Annotated in this window: 16 protein-coding genes; 13 read left to right on the top strand and 3 right to left on the bottom strand. The window is 65.0% G+C overall.

Annotated features, from left to right (window positions below; translation table 11 throughout):
- Positions 1-72 precede the first annotated feature (72 nt).
- Together AB5Y48_RS16325 and AB5Y48_RS16320 are read left to right on the top strand one after the other, a co-directional pair.
- On the top strand, positions 73-873 hold the full coding sequence (locus AB5Y48_RS16325) for an AraC family transcriptional regulator (protein ID WP_050668059.1): 801 nt from the start codon (positions 73-75) through the stop codon (positions 871-873).
- Between the two features lie 87 nt (positions 874-960).
- Positions 961-1593 (top strand): LysE family translocator, encoded by a 633-nt coding sequence (locus AB5Y48_RS16320; protein WP_050668060.1) that lies wholly within the window; start codon positions 961-963, stop codon positions 1591-1593.
- Between the two features lie 9 nt (positions 1594-1602).
- Here AB5Y48_RS16320 and AB5Y48_RS16315 read toward each other — a convergent pair whose 3' ends face one another.
- On the bottom strand, positions 1603-2220 hold the full coding sequence (locus AB5Y48_RS16315; RefSeq protein WP_050668061.1) for a chromophore lyase CpcT/CpeT: 618 nt from the start codon (positions 2218-2220) through the stop codon (positions 1603-1605).
- A 208-nt stretch (positions 2221-2428) separates the two neighbouring features.
- On the opposite strand from AB5Y48_RS16315, the gene AB5Y48_RS16310 reads away from it, so the two are divergent.
- A complete protein-coding gene (locus AB5Y48_RS16310) occupies positions 2429-2782 on the top strand; it encodes a cystatin domain-containing protein (protein WP_368165130.1) in 354 nt (117 codons plus the stop codon).
- Between the two features lie 70 nt (positions 2783-2852).
- Here the strand turns inward: AB5Y48_RS16310 and AB5Y48_RS16305 are convergent, their stop codons facing one another.
- The gene (locus AB5Y48_RS16305) at positions 2853-3332 is read right to left on the bottom strand and encodes a DM13 domain-containing protein (RefSeq protein ID WP_050668063.1); all 480 of its coding nucleotides are present in this window, start codon (positions 3330-3332) and stop codon (positions 2853-2855) included.
- Positions 3333-3608: 276 nt separating this feature from the next.
- Here AB5Y48_RS16305 and AB5Y48_RS16300 point away from each other — a divergent pair, with 276 nt between their 5' ends.
- From AB5Y48_RS16300 to AB5Y48_RS16265, 8 genes are all read left to right on the top strand, one after another.
- Positions 3609-3995, top strand: coding sequence for a hypothetical protein (locus AB5Y48_RS16300; protein ID WP_050668064.1), 387 nt, complete (start codon positions 3609-3611; stop codon positions 3993-3995).
- 203 nt (positions 3996-4198) lie between these two features.
- Positions 4199-6742: a nitrite reductase large subunit NirB gene (gene nirB / locus AB5Y48_RS16295; RefSeq protein WP_050668065.1), complete on the top strand. Its 2544-nt coding sequence runs from the start codon at positions 4199-4201 to the stop codon at positions 6740-6742.
- A gap of 2 nt (positions 6743-6744) precedes the next feature.
- Positions 6745-7062 (top strand): nitrite reductase small subunit NirD, encoded by a 318-nt coding sequence (gene nirD, locus AB5Y48_RS16290; protein ID WP_050668066.1) that lies wholly within the window; start codon positions 6745-6747, stop codon positions 7060-7062.
- Between the two features lie 56 nt (positions 7063-7118).
- Positions 7119-7919 (top strand): nitrite transporter NirC, encoded by an 801-nt coding sequence (nirC, locus tag AB5Y48_RS16285; protein ID WP_050668067.1) that lies wholly within the window; start codon positions 7119-7121, stop codon positions 7917-7919.
- A 13-nt stretch (positions 7920-7932) separates the two neighbouring features.
- A complete protein-coding gene (cysG, locus tag AB5Y48_RS16280) occupies positions 7933-9333 on the top strand; it encodes a siroheme synthase CysG (protein ID WP_050668068.1) in 1401 nt (466 codons plus the stop codon).
- 109 nt (positions 9334-9442) lie between these two features.
- Positions 9443-10864 (top strand): magnesium transporter, encoded by a 1422-nt coding sequence (gene mgtE / locus AB5Y48_RS16275; protein WP_050668069.1) that lies wholly within the window; start codon positions 9443-9445, stop codon positions 10862-10864.
- A 231-nt stretch (positions 10865-11095) separates the two neighbouring features.
- Positions 11096-12292 (top strand): acyltransferase, encoded by a 1197-nt coding sequence (locus AB5Y48_RS16270; protein WP_050668070.1) that lies wholly within the window; start codon positions 11096-11098, stop codon positions 12290-12292.
- A gap of 217 nt (positions 12293-12509) precedes the next feature.
- A complete protein-coding gene (locus tag AB5Y48_RS16265) occupies positions 12510-13406 on the top strand; it encodes a GGDEF domain-containing protein (RefSeq protein ID WP_050668071.1) in 897 nt (298 codons plus the stop codon).
- 32 nt (positions 13407-13438) lie between these two features.
- Here the strand turns inward: AB5Y48_RS16265 and AB5Y48_RS16260 are convergent, their stop codons facing one another.
- Complete coding sequence (locus AB5Y48_RS16260; protein ID WP_050668072.1) at positions 13439-15400, bottom strand: LTA synthase family protein; 1962 nt, start codon at positions 15398-15400, stop codon at positions 13439-13441.
- Between the two features lie 179 nt (positions 15401-15579).
- Here AB5Y48_RS16260 and AB5Y48_RS16255 point away from each other — a divergent pair, with 179 nt between their 5' ends.
- Positions 15580-17367 carry a sodium:proton antiporter gene (locus tag AB5Y48_RS16255; protein ID WP_050668073.1) on the top strand — a complete coding sequence of 596 codons (1788 nt, stop codon included), beginning with the start codon at positions 15580-15582 and terminating at the stop codon, positions 17365-17367.
- The gene (locus tag AB5Y48_RS16250; protein WP_050668074.1) at positions 17364-17927 is read left to right on the top strand and encodes a DNA-J related domain-containing protein; all 564 of its coding nucleotides are present in this window, start codon (positions 17364-17366) and stop codon (positions 17925-17927) included. Before AB5Y48_RS16255 ends, AB5Y48_RS16250 begins: the two co-directional genes overlap by 4 nt.
- Positions 17928-17943 lie beyond the last annotated feature (16 nt).

The raw sequence follows: 17943 nt of genomic DNA, 5'->3' as shown, positions 1-17943 counted from the left end.
GCCAGGGCCTTCTGTTTTTGCGCTGCAATTTTTTACAAGCGTCCGCCCTCCCTTTGCGCTAAGAATGGGGCTATGGAATCAAGTACCCTCATCCGCTACTGGCAATCCCCCCTGCTTCCCGGGGTCGAGCTGTGCCGTGCTCGCCACCGGGAGTTCAGCTATGGCCGCCACGTCCATCTGGATTACCACATAGGCCTGGTGCAGCAGGGAGGGCAGAAGTTTATCCACAAGGGCAGCAGCCACCGGCTGATCGAGGGGTGCCTCTCCACCGTCAACCCGGACGAGATGCACGATGGCACCAGCCTGTTGCCGGAGGGGTACGAGGTGCGGGTCTTCTCGCTGCCCCCCGAGTTCATCCACCGGCTGCTACCCGGCGGCGAGCGTTTCTTTGCCACCTCTCTGGTACCCCGCCCCGACCTCTATCTGGGATTTGCCCGGCTGCATGCCTGCCTGGAGCAACCGCAGGCGGATCCCCTGCTGGTCGAGGGGCTGCTGCTCGAGCTGCTCGGGGAGCTCTTCGCCTTGCCGGTGCAGCGACACGCCCTGGCCGATCCCCAGTTGCGCTTCCTGCGCGAACGGCTGCTCGCCACCCTGGATCAGCCTCACACCCTGGAGGAGCTCGCCACCCAGGTGGGGCTCGATCGCTTCGCCTTCCTGCGCCAATTCAAGAAGCGCACCGGCATGACCCCCTATGCCTGGCTCAAACGGCTGCGGCTCGAGCAGGGGAAGCGACTGCTGGCGGAGGGGATGGTGCCGAGCGAGGTAGCCCTGGCAGTGGGCTTCTTCGACCAGAGCCACTTTCATCGGGGCTTCGCCCAGGCCTACGGCGTGACACCGGCCCGCTATCGGGAGCAGATGCGGCGCCCCCTGTGAGGCACGCCGAACCCGGTGCAATAGTTTACAAGCCATCATCCCCGCCAGACGGGAGACTGGGGACAAGTCAGATTGATGGAGATCCCCATGTACGCCTCCCTGTTTCTCACCCTGGGTGCCATGCACCTGGTTGCCCTCGCCAGCCCAGGGCCGGATGTCGCCCTGATCCTGCGTAGCTGTCAACATCGCCCCCTCGCCATCGGGGCGGCGCTCGGCATCTCGCTGGCCATCCTGCTCCACGCCACCCTGAGCCTCACCGGCATCAGCCTGTTGATCGCCGGCGCCCCCCTGCTGTTCACGGGGATCAAGCTGATCGGTGCCCTCTATCTGGGCAAGATGGCCTGGGGGGCGCTGCTGGCCGCTCGTTACCCCAGTGCGGCGTTTGTCACGACGTCGGAGGGGGCACAAGGGAATCTGCTGCGAGGGGTGCGCCAGGGGATGGCCACCAACCTGCTCAATCCCAAGGCATTGCTCTTCTTCATGGGACTGCTGGCGGCCATGGTGACGCCCGAGGTCGAGACGGGGATCCGGCTGCTGCTGGCATTGGAGCTGTTTATTCTGTCACTCGTCTGGTTTCTGCTGTTGGCCTGGGGCCTCTCCGGCGAGCGGGCCAAGGGGCTTATCGCCCGAGCCCAGCGCCCGATCAATCTGATCACGGGGCTGCTGTTTGGGGCCGTCAGCCTCTCCATCCTCTGGAGTCTGCTGCCTCTGGCCCCGTGATGAGGTGACTCAGGGGGTCACACGCAGATAGACATAGCCCTCGCCCGGACTGCCCCAGCGCAGGGTTCCCTGCTGGTCATAGGCGCGATCGAGCAAACGGATGTGCTCGGGACCGATCCAGATGTACTGAACCAGGGTGTCGGCACCGGCGAAGTTGGTGGGGCAGCGCCCAATCTCGTTGCGCCCCTCGTAGTGCCCGGAGGGGAGGCGGCGCAGGCGCAACTCGCAGCCGGCGCGGCGGGAGAGTTGTTCGGGGGTCAGGGTGCGCAGCTTGGCGGGATCGCGCCAGGCACCGGCGAAATCGGTCGCCTTGGGCATGGTGTATTCGACCATCAGCAGCTCTCCCCGACCGGCATCGGTGAGATGGAAGATACGCTGTCGAAAGGGGTGGGCGGGGCGAGCGACGAGGCTCTGCTCCAGATAAAGCCAGTAGCCGGGTCCTTCATGGGGCCATATGGTCCGAGCGTGCAACTCGGCGGCTTCGAAACGGCGATCCTCCTCGGCCTGGGTCCGGCTGCTGAAGTCACCGTTTAACCACCCCATCAGAGGCGGCAGGGGATTGCCCCACACCTGACCACATCCCATCAGCCATACCGCCAACCACCAGCGGCATCCTCTCCTTGCCATGACTCCCTCTCCCTCAGGACTGGCGCCATTATAAGCAGACTCCCGGTCGTCTCCCCATGTGGCGACACCCGCTTTGTGATCCTGGTCGGTTACTCGCCACATTCGCAGGCGATGGGGAAGGGGTCAGGCATTGTCGCATCCGGCCCCGCCATCCCCCCAATGGGGTCACCCCATGGCACAATGGTTTTTTTCGCACCAGGAAGAGCCCATGAAAACCCTGATAGCCATACTCCTCGGCAGCCTGCTTGGCGCCTGCAGCCAGGCCCCGCAGCCTCTCTCTTGTGACCCCGTTCCCGGAGGCTGGCAATCGATGCCTCAACCGGATGCCGAGGCCAAAGCAGCCTTGGCCCACGTGCTGGCTCAGATGAACACATCGGCTCGCCTCAAGGGGATCACCCGGGTCGATCGCCAGGTGGTCGCCGGTATCAACTACGACATCGAGTTCATGCTGGATACCGGGGAGATGTGGAACACCCGAGTCTACCGTACGTTGCAAGGAGAGTACCGGATGACCCGCCCGGCCAGGCAGGGTGCCCTGCCGGCCATCTGTCCCCGGAATTAAGGAGAGATCGCTGGCCGGCCATCACGAGCTGACCCCAGCCCTCGCACCGAGCGGTACTCCTCCAGCAGGCTTACTCCCGGTAACGGGCGGCGGTGATGAACTGACCGAAACTCTCGCACCAGATGATGACGCTGGTATAGCGGGCCGGATCGACCTCAGGTGGAAGGGGGACGATAAAGTTATCGAAAGTCTTTACCGGCCCGACTCGCACCATCTGCCCCTTGAGGCGGGCAAAGTCGGCCTCGCTCTCCACAAAGGTCGGAGAGAGATAGAGCTGGTAATCGGGGCCGGGGGCGAGACGCCCCATCAGGGTGATGGCATCCGGCCCCACAGAGACCTCCCCTTCCCCCCAATGGAGACGATCGCTGTCCTTCAGATCCCGGCGGAAGGTGCCACGGAAGCTGGCCTCCCCCTGTGCCGATGCTACCTGCTCGACACTCGGTGCCGGCGGCGCCGTCAGAATGGGCAACACATAGATACCGCCGGCAAAACCGGCCGCCCCCACCAACAGGTGGCTGGCCAGCAGGGCGCCAATTCGAAGAGGACGCATAGAGACTCACTCCTTGATCAATCTGGGCTCACCCTAGCAGGGGGAGACCCCCTTGCCCAGCCTTCGCGGGTTATTAACCTGCCACACACTCTTGTCTGGCCCCTGCAATATCTGCTTACACTCTCGTCACCTCCGGGATTTGAATCCTTCCCCGCAGAATGGGACCATCACACCGCTGCTTATCAGCAGAGTCATCAACAAGCGGCCAGCCGCACCACAACAATAATCCCGGCGTTCGGTCCCCCCCTTTCGCCACACCCCATGAGTTCAGGCCCCATGAAAAAACTGTTTTTACTCCTGCCAACCCTGGTGCTGACCGCCTGCGCCGGCAATCTCACCTCCATCGACAAAACCAGCCCACAGGGACGCCTGGTTGTTATCGGCCAGTTTCCCCCCAAGCCGGAGAATCACTGCACCCTCAAATATAACGAGGAGATGTCCATGAACCTGCTGGAGCGCTACACCAGTGCCGGCATGGTCAACTCCGTCATGAGCAACAGTGCCGAGAGCCTGAAAACGGCAGATACGCACCAGGCGAATTACGTGCACATTTATCTGCCGGCCCAGAAGATGCTGTTCGGAGTCATCGACCTCAACTACAACGACAAACCCCGCACCACCTACTACGACTGCCAGTCCCTGAAGGGGCTGACTCGAACCTGACCGCGTCATCCCCTGCTGACGGTGGCCTGAAGGGCCACCAAACAGACCCATCATATACCCATTTGGATATAGCCTTTCATTTCAACAAGATACCTCCTAATGGATATATAAACTGACAATTGATTTGCATCAATTGTCCCCTGCGTCACGCTGGTTAGCCTTGCCTCAGCATTGTTGTTTTATTACTCCAACTTGAGGCAATCATGAGCAAAGTCAGACTGGTCGTTGTGGGCAACGGCATGGTGGGGCACCGCTTCATCGAAGAGCTGATCGAACGTGGTGGCGGCGACCACCACGAGATCACCGTCTTCGGTGCAGAACCCCGCCCCGCCTACGACCGCGTCCACCTCTCCTCCTATTTCTCCCATCACACCAGCGAAGATCTCTCCCTCGTCAAACCGGGTTTCTACGAGAAACACGGGATCCGGCTGCTGCTGGGTGAGGCGGTGAAAAAAATCGACAGAAATGGCCGCGAGATCCACTCCAACAAGGGTACCGTCGTCACCTATGACAAGCTGGTGTTGGCCACCGGCTCCTACCCCTGGGTCCCCCCCATCACCGGCAGCCAGCATCATGAGTGCTTCGTCTACCGCACCATCGAGGATCTCAAGGCCATTCGCAGCGCCGCCAAAGAGGGCAAGAGTGGCGTGGTGATCGGTGGTGGCCTGCTCGGTCTGGAGGCGGCCGGCGCCCTCAAGGCGCTGGGTCTGGAGACCCATGTGGTGGAGTTTGCCCCCGTGCTGATGGCCGAGCAGTTGGACGCCCAGGGTGGCCAGATGCTGCGCCGCAAGATCGAGTCCATGGGCGTACAGGTGCACACCGGCAAGAACACCCAAGAGATCCTGATGCACGGCGGCAAGGAAGCCAAACACCGCCTCGCCTTCGCCGACGGCACCTCGCTCGACGTCGATGTGGTGGTCTTCTCTACCGGCATCCGCCCCCAGGATACCCTGGGCCGCTACGGGGATCTGGCGGTGGCCGAGCGCGGCGGCATCGTCATCGATGATCAGTGCCGCACCTCGGATCCCGACATCCTCGCCATCGGCGAGTGTGCCTCCTGGCAGGGCCGCTTCTTCGGCCTGGTGGCCCCTGGCTACAAGATGGCCCAGATCGCCGTCGATCAGCTGCTGGGCGAGCAGAGCGCCTTCCAAGGGGCGGACATGAGCGCCAAGCTCAAGCTGCTCGGCGTCTCGGTAGGCTCCATCGGCGATGCCCACGGCCGCACCCCGGGCAGCCACAGCTACCTGTTCCAGGACGACCAGGCCGGTATCTACAAGCGCCTGGTGGTGAGCGAAGATAACAGCCGCCTGCTCGGCGCCGTGCTGGTGGGGGACGTGGAGGACTACGGCAACCTGCTGCAGATGATGCTGAGCGCCCTGCCCCTGCCGGAGCACCCGGACACCCTGATCCTGCCCGCCTACGCCGGGGCCAAGCCGACGCTGGGGGTCGACGCCCTGCCTGAGACGGCCCAGATCTGCTCCTGCTTCGACGTCTCCAAGGGGGATATAGCCCGCGCCGTGGCCGAGGGTCATACCACCCTGGCCGCCATCAAGCAGCAGACCGGCGCCGGCACCGGCTGTGGTGGCTGTGTGCCCCTCATCAGCCAGGTGCTCAACGCCGAGCTGGCCAAGCAGGGGATCGAGGTCAACCATCACCTGTGCGAACACTTCCCCTATTCCCGTCAGGAGCTGCTGCACCTGGTGAAGATCGAGGGGATCAAGAGCTTCCCCGAGTTGCTGGCCAGACATGGCAAGGGGCATGGCTGCGAGGTGTGCAAACCGACCGTCGGCTCCATCCTCGCCTCCTGCTGGAACGACTATGTGCTGAGCCCCCTGCACGCCCCCCTGCAGGACACCAACGATATCTTCCTCGGCAACATGCAAAAGGACGGCACCTACTCGGTGATCCCGCGCATGGCCGGCGGTGAGGTGACGCCCGAGGGGCTGCTGGCCCTGGCCGAGGTGGCCCGCGATTTCAACCTCTACACCAAGGTGACCGGCGCCCAGCGGATCGGCCTGTTCGGCGCCCACAAGGGGGATCTCCCCGCCATCTGGACCCGCCTGCTGGCGGCCGGCTTCGAGACCGGCCAGGCCTATGCCAAGGCCCTGCGCATGGTGAAGACCTGCGTCGGCAGCACCTGGTGCCGCTTTGGCGTGCAAGACAGCGTGGGCCTCGGGGTCTATCTCGAGAACCGCTACAAGGGCATCCGCACCCCCCACAAGATGAAGTTCGGTGTCTCCGGTTGTACCCGTGAGTGTGCCGAGGCCCAGGGCAAGGATGTGGGCATCATCGCCACCGACGCCGGCTGGAACCTCTATCTCGGCGGCAACGGCGGCATGAAGCCGCGCCATGCCGAGCTGCTGGCCTCGGATCTGGACCAGGACACCCTGCTCAAGTACGTCGACCGCTTCATGATGTTCTACGTGCGCAGTGCCGACAAACTGGAGCGTACCGCCACCTGGATAGGCAACCTCGAGGGGGGTATCGACTACCTGCGCGAGGTGATCATCGACGACACGCTGGGGCTGGCCGAACAGCTCGAAGCCGAGATGCAGCAACTGATCGCCACCTACGAATGCGAGTGGTCGCGCACCCTCTCCGATGAAGACGCACTGAAGCGCTTTAGCCATTTCATCAACAGCGACCAGCGTGACCCGGACGTACAGTTCGTCCCCGAGCGCGCCCAAAAGCGACCGGCCACCCCGGCCGAGCGTATCCCCGTCTATCAGATCGAACTGGAGAAGTGATCATGCAACTGGCCTGTCTACTCGACGACATACTGCCGGGCACCGGTGTCTGCGCCCTGATCGCGGGACACCAGGTGGCCCTGTTCCGGCCGACCGACGGGGAGTCACTGTTCGCCATCGGCAACCAGGACCCCTTCTACCAGGCCAACGTGCTGTCACGGGGCCTGATCGGTGAGCACGAAGGGGAGTTCTGGGTCGCCAGCCCCCTCAAGAAGCAGCGCTTTCGCCTGCGCGATGGCCTCTGCCTCGATAACCCCGCCGTCTCGGTTCCCGCCTATCGGCTCGAACTGCGCGGTCGGGAAGTCTGGGTCGCCGTCTGAACCGGATTGAACACGTTTCGGGCTGCCGACAGGCGGCCCTCTTAAGGATTCAAAAGATGTACACAGAAACCATCAACAAGTGTGCCGCCAACGCGGCCCGCATCGATCGCTTCAGCCGCCAGGACGGCTTCGGCTTCTGGCTCAGCTCCGCCATGGCAGGCGCCTACGTGGGGCTGGGCATCATCCTCATCTTCACCCTGGGTAACCTGGTGGATCCCGCCATCCGTCCCCTGGTGATGGGGGCCACCTTCGGCATCGCACTGACCCTGGTGATCATGGCCGGCTCCGAGCTCTACACCGGCCACACCATGTTCCTCACCTTCGGGGTCAAGGCGGGCGCCATCAGCGCCGGCGACGCCCTGCGCATCCTGCCCCAGACCTGGGCCGGCAACCTGCTGGGCTCCATCTTCGTGGCCCTGCTCTACTCCTACGGTGGCAGCCTGCTACCGGATGCGGGCAGCCTGGCCCACAAGGTGGCCCTGGCCAAGACCCAGGCACCGGCCCTGACCCTGTTTATGAAGGGGATCCTCTGTAACTGGCTGGTCTGCCTCGCCATCTGGATGACCCTGCGCACCGAGGGAGCCGCCCGCTTCATCGCCATCTGGTGGTGCCTGCTGGCCTTCATCGCCTCCGGTTACGAGCACTCCATCGCCAACATGACCCTGTTCGCCCTCTCCTGGCTCGGCAACCACTCCGAGGCCTTCACCCTGAGCGGCATCGGTCACAACCTGCTGTGGGTGACCCTGGGCAACACCGTCTCCGGCGTCCTCTTCATGGGCCTCGGCTACTGGTATGCCACCCCCAGAGCCGAGCGTCCGGTCGCGGCATCCACCGCTCGCCAGACCCAAACCGCCTGATCCGGAGGCCACCATGGACTACTTCCCCCTCTTCTGCCAATTGGAGCACAAACCGGTACTGCTGGTCGGCGGCGGTGAGGTGGCCGAGCGCAAGGCCCGCCTGCTGCTCGACGCCGGCGCCTGCCTGACCCTGGTCGCCCCCGAGGTGGAGCCCGCTCTCGCCGCACTGGCCGAGGAGGGCGCCCTGACCTGGCGCGCCGAGCCGTTTGCGCCTGTGCATCTGGAGGGGATGTGGCTGGTGGTGGCCGCCACCGACCGGCGCGAGGTGAACGCCCTGGTCTACCAGAGCGCCAACGCCCGGCGGCTGTTTTGCAACGTGGTGGACGACCCCAAGCGCTCCAGCTTCATCATGCCCTCCATCATCGATCGCTCCCCCCTGATGGTGGCCATCTCCTCCGGCGGTCAGGCCCCGGTACTGGCCAGGTTGCTGCGGGAGAAGCTCGAGGCCATGCTGCCCCAGCATCTGGGCAAGCTGGCGGCGTTTGCCGGCAGCCTGCGCGGCCGGGTCAAGGCACGCTTTGCCGGCCTGACCGAGCGGCGCCGCTTCTGGGAACGCCTGCTCGGGGCCGACCGCCTGGGTCAGGCCCTGGCCCGGGGCGACGAGGCAGCGGCCAGTCAGCTGGCCGATGCCCTGTTTGCCGAGGAGGGCAAGACCCACGGCGAGGTGGTCCTGGTGGGGGCCGGCCCCGGGGATCCGGGCCTGCTCACCCTGCACGCCCTGCGCCACATGCAGGAGGCAGACCTGGTGGTCTATGACCGCCTGGTCTCGGACGAGGTCATGGCCCTGGTGCGCCGGGATGCTCGCCGCCTCTTCGTCGGCAAGCAGGCGGGTAACCACTGCGTGCCCCAGGAGGGGATCAACCAGCTGCTGCTGGAGGAGGCGGGCAAGGGGCTCAAGGTCGTGCGGCTCAAGGGGGGCGACCCCTTCATCTTCGGTCGCGGCGGCGAGGAGCTGGAGACGCTGGTCGGCAGCGGCATCGGTTTTCAGGTGGTGCCGGGGATCACCGCGGCCAGCGGCTGCGCCGCCTATGCCGGCATCCCGCTAACCCACCGGGACCACGCCCAGAGCGTGCGTTTCGTCACCGCCCACGGCAAGGGGGGCACCCAGGATCTGGAGTGGTCCCTGCTGGCCAGGGAGAAACAGACCCTGGTCTTCTACATGGGGCTGTCGAGCTGTGCCACCATTCGCGAGCAACTGCTGGCCCACGGCAAGGAGGGCGACACCCCGGTGGCGCTCATCGAGCACGGCACCCGGCCGGAGCAACGGGTCATCCGCGGCACTCTGGACCAGTTGCCCGCCTTGGCGGTGGGCGTCGAGAGCCCGGCCCTCATCATGGTGGGATCCGTAGTGACACTCGCCGACTCCCTCGCCTGGTTCGGCTCCTCCCCCGTCCCGCTGCAAGCCAGCGCCTGATGTCTGCCAACGCCTCCCCCGGGAGGCGTTTCTCTGCTACCCCGCTTCGCGCAAGGGCCGCCGGCTCTGGTATTCTATGGCCCATCGCGCAGCCCTCAGGAATCCCTCCATGTCTCTCCCCATCAACAGCACCCGCCAACGCGAGCTGGATCGCGGCCGTATCTTCTCCCTGCTGCTGGACGACGATGCCCTCACCGACAGCCTGCTCGAGCCGGACCAGCCGACCAGCGCCGCCCTGCGCGACCAGACCAGCGAGCTGATCACTCTGGTCAACCGCCTGCCGGCTGCGGATCTCGCCGATACGCTGGAGTCGCTGCCACCGGACGAGCGCCATGCCCTGTGGGCCCTGGTCGAGGTGGAGAAGCGTGGCCAGGTGCTGGTGGAGGCCTCGGAGACGGTGTGGGAGAGCCTCATCAGCGACATGAGCGACAAGGATCTGCTGCGGGCCCTGCGCACCCTCGACATCGACGATCAGATCTACCTGGGCCAGTACCTGCCGCGCAACCTGATGGGGCGGCTGCTCACCACCATGGCTCCGGCCGACCGGGAGCGGGTGCGCGAGGTCATCAGCTACGGCAAGCACACGGTCGGCGCCATGATGGACTTCGAGCTGGTGACGGTGCGCCCCGGAGTCACCCTGGCCACGGTGCAGCGCTACCTGCGCCTGCGCGGCAAGGTGCCGGCCAACACCGACAAGCTGTTCGTCATCGACCGGCGCAACCACCTGGTCGGGGAGCTTCCCCTCACGACCGTGCTGCTCCACCAGCCCGAGACACTGGTGAGCACCGTGATGGAGCCAGATCCGGTCACCTTCGATCCGGAGGAGAACGACGAGGCGGCCGCCCGTACCTTCGAGCGGGACAACCTCATCTCGGCGGCGGTGGTGGATGCCAGGGGCAGGCTGATGGGTCGTCTCACGGTCGAGGAGGTGGTGGATCTGGTGTTCGAGGAGAGCGATACCGATCTGCGCCGTATGGGGGGCCTGAGCGAAGAGGAGGATCTCTACGCCCCGGTCGGTCAGGCGGTGAAGAACCGCTGGGCCTGGCTCGCCATCAACCTCTGTACGGCCTTTGTCGCCTCCCGGGTGATCGGCCTGTTCGAGCACACCATCTCCCAGCTGGTGGCCCTGGCGGCCCTGATGCCCATCGTCGCCGGCATCGGCGGCAACACCGGCAACCAGACCATCACCATGATAGTGAGAGCCCTGGCCCTGGAGCAGCTCCAGAGCGGCAACCTCTCCTTCCTGCTGCTGCGCGAGCTGGGGGTGGCCCTCATCAACGGCCTGGTGTGGGGTGGCATCATGGGGGGCGTCACCTTCCTGCTCTATCAGGATCCGGCCCTCGGCGCCGTGATGACGCTCGCCATGGTGCTCAACCTGTTGGTGGCGGCCCTGATGGGGGTGCTGATCCCCCTGACCATGCACCGCCTGGGCCGCGACCCGGCCCTCGGCTCCAGCGTCATGATCACCGCCATCACCGACACCGGCGGCTTCTTCATCTTCCTCGGCCTCGCCACCCTCTTTCTGCTGTGACCCTCAGGCCCCGCAGCGGCGGGGCTCTCTCCACTCACCCTCTTGCCAGGAACAGTGATGTTGCTCGCATCTTGAGCAAGGCACCCTTTGAATCCCAACCCTCCCTCAATAAACTTCATTCGCTAAGAAAATAAACCACTCCCGAAACCTGGCCGATGAAGCGTTGTGGCGGCCAACATCTGGAGCCCATCCCTGCTTCGGGCCCTTGGCCCCACTGGACAAGGAGTCCATATGGCAGTCACACAACTCCCCCTTCTCGGGCCGCTGCGCGGCTTTGCCGCCTGCATGGTGGTGCTGTTCCATGCCCGCTTGCTGCTCTTTCCCCAGTGGAAGGAGTCCATCGCCGGCGCCACCCAACTCATCGAGAATGGCTACCTCTGGGTCGATCTCTTCTTCATCCTGAGTGGCCTGGTGATGGCCCACGTCTATGCCAGGACCATGGCGACCAGACAGGTGCGCGTCATGCACTTCCTCTGGCTGCGCCTGACCCGGGTCTACCCCCTCTTCGCCACCACCATGATCGTGCTGATCGGCTGGGAATTGTTCAAACAGGCCCACCAGACAGGCTTCTACGCCGGCCCGCTGTTTCGGGAGTGGGGGTTTGAGGGGGCTCAGGCCTTCGAGTCTCTCTTCACGCCGGCGGCGGCGCTACCGAGCAGCTTTCTGCTGATGCAGGCACCGGCCGGTTATGGCCTGACCTGGAACTTCGCCGCCTGGTCCCTCAGCGTGGAGTGGATCAGCTACCTGCTCTTCCCGCTGCTGCTGCCGCTGGCCCTGAGTCGCAGTCGCTGGGCTATCCTGGCCCCCCTGGCCGCCATTGCCCTGCTCACCGCCCTGCTGTTCCAGCATGGCACCCTGGATCTCACCAACGGTGCCCCTGCGGTGGGACGCGGGGTGGCCGGCTTTACCATTGGCGTCTGGCTGCTGCGCCCGGTGCAGGCCACCCGACTGAGGCCCATTGCCCGCTCCGATCGACTGCTCGGCGCCCTGTTCCTGCTGCCGCTCATCCTGCTGCATTTCACCCTGACGCCCCTGCTGACGATGGCAGTATTGATCGCCTTCGTGGCACTGGTCTGGATCGCGGCCAGTCAGACGCTGCGCGACACACGCGTGTTCTCACTGCTGGAAAATCGCGTCACCCGCCTGCTGGGAGATCTCTCCTACTCCATCTATCTGTGGCACGCCGTCCTGCTGCTGACCGGGCTCGAGCTGGCACACTATCTGGCCCCCGAGGCGGTCGAGGCCTGGTTCGGGGTCACCGACCCGGTCAGCGGAGTGCTCGCCGTGGCGCTCTTTATGGTGCTGCTGTGGGGTCTCTCCTGGTGCAGCTATCACGGCATCGAACGGCCTGCCCAGCGCGCCCTGCGCCGCCTCATCAAGGCTCCCCGTCCCGAGGCCGCCAACGGGAGCGGAGTGACCGTGGAATAGACGCGGCCATCTATCCTCCGAAGAGAGCCGGCACCCTCCGGCTCTCTTTTCGCCACGGCCGGCTCCCCCTCACTACAACGAGAACGAAAATGGCGGCTATCTGCCTGTAACCTGATGCCAACGGCGGCAAATTCGGGCTTTGTGATAATCGACGCATCAAACGGCGCGCCATTGCGTTAGGCTTGCCTGTTACATCCGCGCATCAGCAAGGTCATCGATGTCTCTTCTTCATCTCGATATCCGCCCCACTCGCCTGCCCCATCTCACGGCGGGGAGACGCTGGAGCCTCGCTCTCCTGATCGGGGCCATGCTACTCATCACCACCACCCATCTGATCATGCTGCCTCACTTCGGGGGGGAACGTATTCATCTGGTCAGCCTCGGCTTCGAGCTGCTCAACTGGTGCACCCTCGCCTTCATGTTCTGGGTGGTGCAGTGCGCCCGGCTACAACGGCTGGCCTATCTGCTGCTCAGTACCGGCATCGGGATCTGGCTGCTCGGCGCTACCTTCGACCTGCTCGACGAGGTGGTAGCCCAACCCCTCTGGATCGCCATCTTTGCCGAAGACATGCTGCGCAGCATCGGCATGCTGCTCAGTGCCCTCGGCATACTCCACACCATGAGCTATGTCGGCGAGATCCACACACGACTCAATGATCAGGCCCACTGTGACGAGCTCACCGGCCTGCCCAACCGGCGCAGCTTCGCAGAGCGACTGGGAGAGACGCGCCAGGCCCTGCTCCTGCTCGATCTGGATCACTTCAAGGGGATCAACGATCGCTTCGGCCACGCCAGCGGCGATCAGGTGCTGCGTCGTTTCGGGACCCTGTTGCGGGAGGCATGCCCGACCGGCGCACTGGCGGCCCGTATCGGGGGGGAGGAGTTTGTGTTGCTGCTTCCCGCCGGTGAGCGTGCCGACCTGCTGGCCCTGGCCGAGCGCCTGCGCCTGTCGACGCAGGCCATCGTACTGGATGACGGCACCCCCTTGACGGTCAGCCTGGGGGTCGGATTACAGGGCAAGGATGAGACGCTGGAGCAGCTGTTTCGACGTGCCGATACGGCTCTCTATCGGGCCAAGATGGCAGGACGGGACCGCAGTGAGTGGGCCGACTAGCTCAATGAGAGAGGGGGCCAGGCCCCCTCTCGCTATCCCCGCTTTTCCGCCTGCCCAGGCAGGCGATAGAGCCCCTGCTGGTAGGCCAACCCACTCCACAGGGACCAACCGAGCGCCCGCTCCTTGAAGGCCGCACTCTGATCCGTGGCCGTGAGCCGCTCCCCTGTCGGGTCATAGACAAAACCCTGGGCACCCTGCTCCGGTTGCAGGATCACCACCTGATTGCCCTCCATCAGGGCGAAGTTCTTGTCGTATTGCATCAGGGCCCGCCCCGGCCAGTCGTCCGGCATGCGGGTGAGATCGCGCCCCAGCATGGGGTAGTCGGCGCTCACCCCCATCAGGGAGAGCAGGGTCGGCCCCATATCGATCTGGCTCACCACCCGCTTGTCGCGGCGCGCAGCCACCCCCTCCCCGAGGATGAGGCCGGGAATGCGGAAACGGGGGATGGGCACCAGGTCGGCGCCACTCACCCGGCTGTCATGGTCGGCAATGACCAGAAACAGGGTGTCCTTCCAGTAGGGGGCCTGTTTGGCCGCCTTGAAGAACTCACCCACCGCATAGTCGGCGTATTTGGCGGCGTTGTTGCGGGTCGCCTTGGGCTCTTCATAGAGCTTGATACGCCCGTCGGGAAACTCGAAGGGATCGTGGTTGCTGGAGCTGAAGACCAGGCTGAAGAAGGGCTTGCCCTCCCGATGCAGGGCTGTGAACTCCGCGTTGGCCTTGCGCATCAGATCCTCATCGCTGGCCCCCCAGGAGCCGACGAAGGCCGCATCCTTGAAGTCCTTCTGCTCGACAATACGGGAGAAGCCGTTGCCGAGGAAGAAGCTGCGCATGTTGTCAAAATGGCTCTCGCCCCCATAGAGGAAGCTGGTGTCATAGCCACGATCCCGCAGCAACTGGGCCAGGCTGAAGAAGCCGGTCTGGCTCTTGTCCAGCTTGACCACTGCCTGGGCCGGAGTGGGGGTGAAACCGGTCACTACCGCCTCGATGCCACGCACCGAGCGTGTACCGGTGGCATAGAGCTGATCAAATGCCCACCCTTCACGGCTCAGGGCATCGATGTTGGGGGTCAGCGGCAGGCCGCCGAGAGAGCCCACGAAGCGCGCCCCCAGGCTCTCTTGCAGTATGATCACCAGGTTCTTCGGCCTGCCCCGATAAGTCGCCACGTTGCGGGAAAGCGAGGGGATCTCGGCCGAGACGAAGTCGCCTTCGGGGCGGCCGCTCTGCTCACGCATCAGGGCGATGACCCGGTCGCTGGGCAGCTTGCCGTAGTACTGGCCGGGGTCCTCTTCGTTTTTGAGCTGCTTGAGGGCAAACACCACCGAGTAGCTGGAGTTGAGCGGCAGGGTATTGATCAGGGGGTCGGTGGAGAAGGCCACCAGCGCCGGGTTGAGGGCGCGATGACCCAGGGTTGAGCGGCCACCCAGAATGGCCAGCCCCAGCACCAGCACCGCCAGCAGGGGGCGCCAGTACCAGCGCGGCATAGTCATGGTGCGGGTCAGACGACCCGAGGCCCACCAGCCTGCGGCCAGCACCAGCAGGGTCGCCACCAGGCTGGTGATCAGCTCGACGGGGCGCCCGCTCCAGAGCATGGCGAGCACCTCCTTCGGATAGATGAGGTATTCGACGAAGAGGCGGTTGGGGCGAAAGCCATACTCCTCGATGAAGGCGGGGGTGGCCAGCTCGAGAAACAGCAGTAACCAGAGCCCCAGCGTCAACCAGAGACGCAGCACGACGCGCCAGAGCCGGCCCACCAGGTGGTCACCACCGAGCAGCACGGTAAAGAGCAGAGGCACGCCCCACAGCCAGCAGAGGGTGGCCACATCGACCCGGGTCCCCTGCAGCATCACAGGCCACCAGCCATCCACGGCAGCCATGCGATCCGACAGCCAGAGAGCCAGACCCAGTCGGCTGGCCGCCAGTGCCAGCAGTGAAAAGAGCGCAAAACAGCCGACGGGCCAGAAGGGGCCCATCCAATTCCGGATACGAGACATAGAGTTCCTGAGATTGCCTGACGAGCCCCATCCCGGGGCACTGCCGTTATCGTTACGTCAATATGACAGCGGTCGGCACGATTCGTTTCACCCTTTCGTCAGTTTCAGTTCAGCATTGTGATTGACAGCCCAACCCGTTGGACGGGTAGGCTAGTAGCGCATCCTCATTTGGAGTCCCTATGACTGCTCTCTTTCTCGCGGGTATCGCCCTGGTCTCTGTGCTGGCCCAGTGGCTGGCCTGGGCACTGCGTCTGCCGGCCATCCTGTTTCTGCTGCTCACCGGCCTGTTGCTGGGGCCGGTCGGCGGCCTGCTCGACCCCGATGCCCTGCTCGGGGATCTGCTGTTTCCCCTGGTCTCCCTCTCGGTGGCCGTGATCCTGTTCGAAGGGGCGCTGACCCTGCATCTGGCCGAACTCAAGGGGATCGGCAAGGTGGTGCGCAACCTCTGTTCCCTTGGCATGCTGGCAAGCTTCGTCGTCATCGCCGGCGCCGGCTACGGTCTGCTTGGGCTGGATCTGCGGGTGGCCCTGTTGCTCGGGGCCGTGCTGGTGGTGACCGGGCCGACCGTGATCGCCCCCATGCTCAACGTCATTCGCCCGGTGAAAGAGGTGGATCGCATCCTGCGCTGGGAGGGGATCGTCATCGATCCCATCGGAGCCCTGTTTGCGGTGCTGGTGTTCGAGGCCATCATGCTGGGCAGCAAGGGGGATCTGGTTGGCCACACCCTGTTTGCCCTGGCCAAGACGGTCGCCATCGGCAGCGCCATCGGGGTGGCGGTGGGCTGGCTCACCACCCTGCTGATCCGCCGTGACTGGCTGCCGGTCAGCCTGCACAAGTTTGGGGTGCTGGCCCTGGTGCTCGCCAGTTTCACCCTCTCCAACTGGCTCGGCCACGAGTCCGGGCTGCTGGCGGTCACCGTGTTCGGCATCTGGCTGGCCAACCAGGAGGGGCTGGACCTGGAGGAGGTGCTCACCTTCAAGGAGGATCTGGCGGTGATCCTCATCTCGTCGCTCTTCATTTTGCTGGCGGCACGGCTCGATCTGGCCCAGCTCTGGGCCATGGGCCCCATGGTGCTGGTCCTGCTGCTGGTGGTACAGCTGGTGGCCCGCCCCCTCTGTATCCTGGTCTCGACCCGGGGATCGGATCTCTCCTGGCGGGCCCGCGCCCTGCTCGCCTGGATCGCCCCCCGCGGCATCGTCGCGGCGGCGGTAGGCTCCACCTTCGCCCTGAGCCTGGAGCAGGCCGGTGTCCCGGATGCCGACAAGCTGGTGCCCCTGGTATTCGCCGTCATCATCGCCACCGTGGTGCTGCAGAGCCTCACCGCCACGCCGCTGGCAGCCCTGCTCGGCCAGCGCCAGAAGGAGCCTGACACCTGGCTCATCATAGGCGCCAACTCGGTGGCCCGCGCCATTGCCCGGGCCCTGGCGGACCAGGGCGTGAGCGTACATCTGACCGACCCGGCCTGGGAGCACTGCAAGCTGGCACGCATGAGCAATCTCCCCTGCTACTTCGGCGCCCCCCAGTCGGAGCATGCCGAGCGCCACCTGCCCCTCACCAGCCTCAGCACAGTGCTGGCCCTGTCGCCGGATCGCCACAGCAACGCCCTCGGGATACTGCACTTTGCCCACCAGCTGGGGGAGGAGAAGGTCTTCTCCCTGCGCTCCAGCGAGCAACACGGCAAGGCCAACCGGGAGAGCGCCACCTTCCGCGCCCGCCAGAACCTGTTCGGCCCCGACATCACCTTCGCCCGTCTCGGTGGCATGCTGGGGCGCGGCGGCCAGATCAAGGGAACCCGCCTCTCCGACACCTTCGACTGGGCCGCTTACCAGGCCGCCAACCCGGGCGCCCTGCCCCTGTTCGTGCTGGCACCGGGCAAGACCCCGCGTATCGTGACCAACGAGGAGCCGGCCGTCCCCCTGGCCGGGGATCTGGTGATCGCCCTGCAACCGGCCCGGGAGGAGGCGTGAGCGACAACCCGCTGAAGCTGGCGGTGCTGGCGCGCCTGCGCCATCCCGGTATCGGCTGGAAAATTCACGAACTCTACGGAGAGCTCAAGGGCGCCGGCGAACTGCCGCCCCTGGGGGGCGAGGGGGATCTGGCCCTGTTTCGCAGCAACTTCGCCCTGATGAACGCCCTCTACACCCTGCAGGGGGAGCTGGCCGCCGAGGGGTGGTACCTGCAACTGGACAGCCTCGACATCCGGCTGCTGCCCCTGACGACCCGGCTTCCCGAGACCGGCTCGGCCCTGCGCGACTACTATCTGGACTGGTCCAACTGCTGGCAAACCGACACTGAGGAGGTCGATGCCCTGCTCGCCGACTTCTGGCGTCGCTATGCGGCCACGCCGAGCGAGTCCGAACGGTGCGAGGCGTTGACTCTGTTCGGGTTGGAGGAGGGGGCCACCACCGAACGGATCCGCCGCCGCTGGCGCGAACTGGCCCTGACCCACCATCCGGATCGGGGGGGCGATGCCGAGACCTTTATCCGGCTGCGCTGGGCCAGGGAACGACTCCTTGGCAACGGCTGAAGACAGTGCGCCCCCA

The sequence above is a fragment of the Aeromonas sp. R6-2 genome (assembly GCF_040908155.1).
GTDB lineage: Bacteria > Pseudomonadota > Gammaproteobacteria > Enterobacterales > Aeromonadaceae > Aeromonas > Aeromonas schubertii.
The sequence above is the reverse complement of the archived record's forward strand: the minus strand, read 5'-3'. Positions and strand labels throughout refer to the sequence as shown.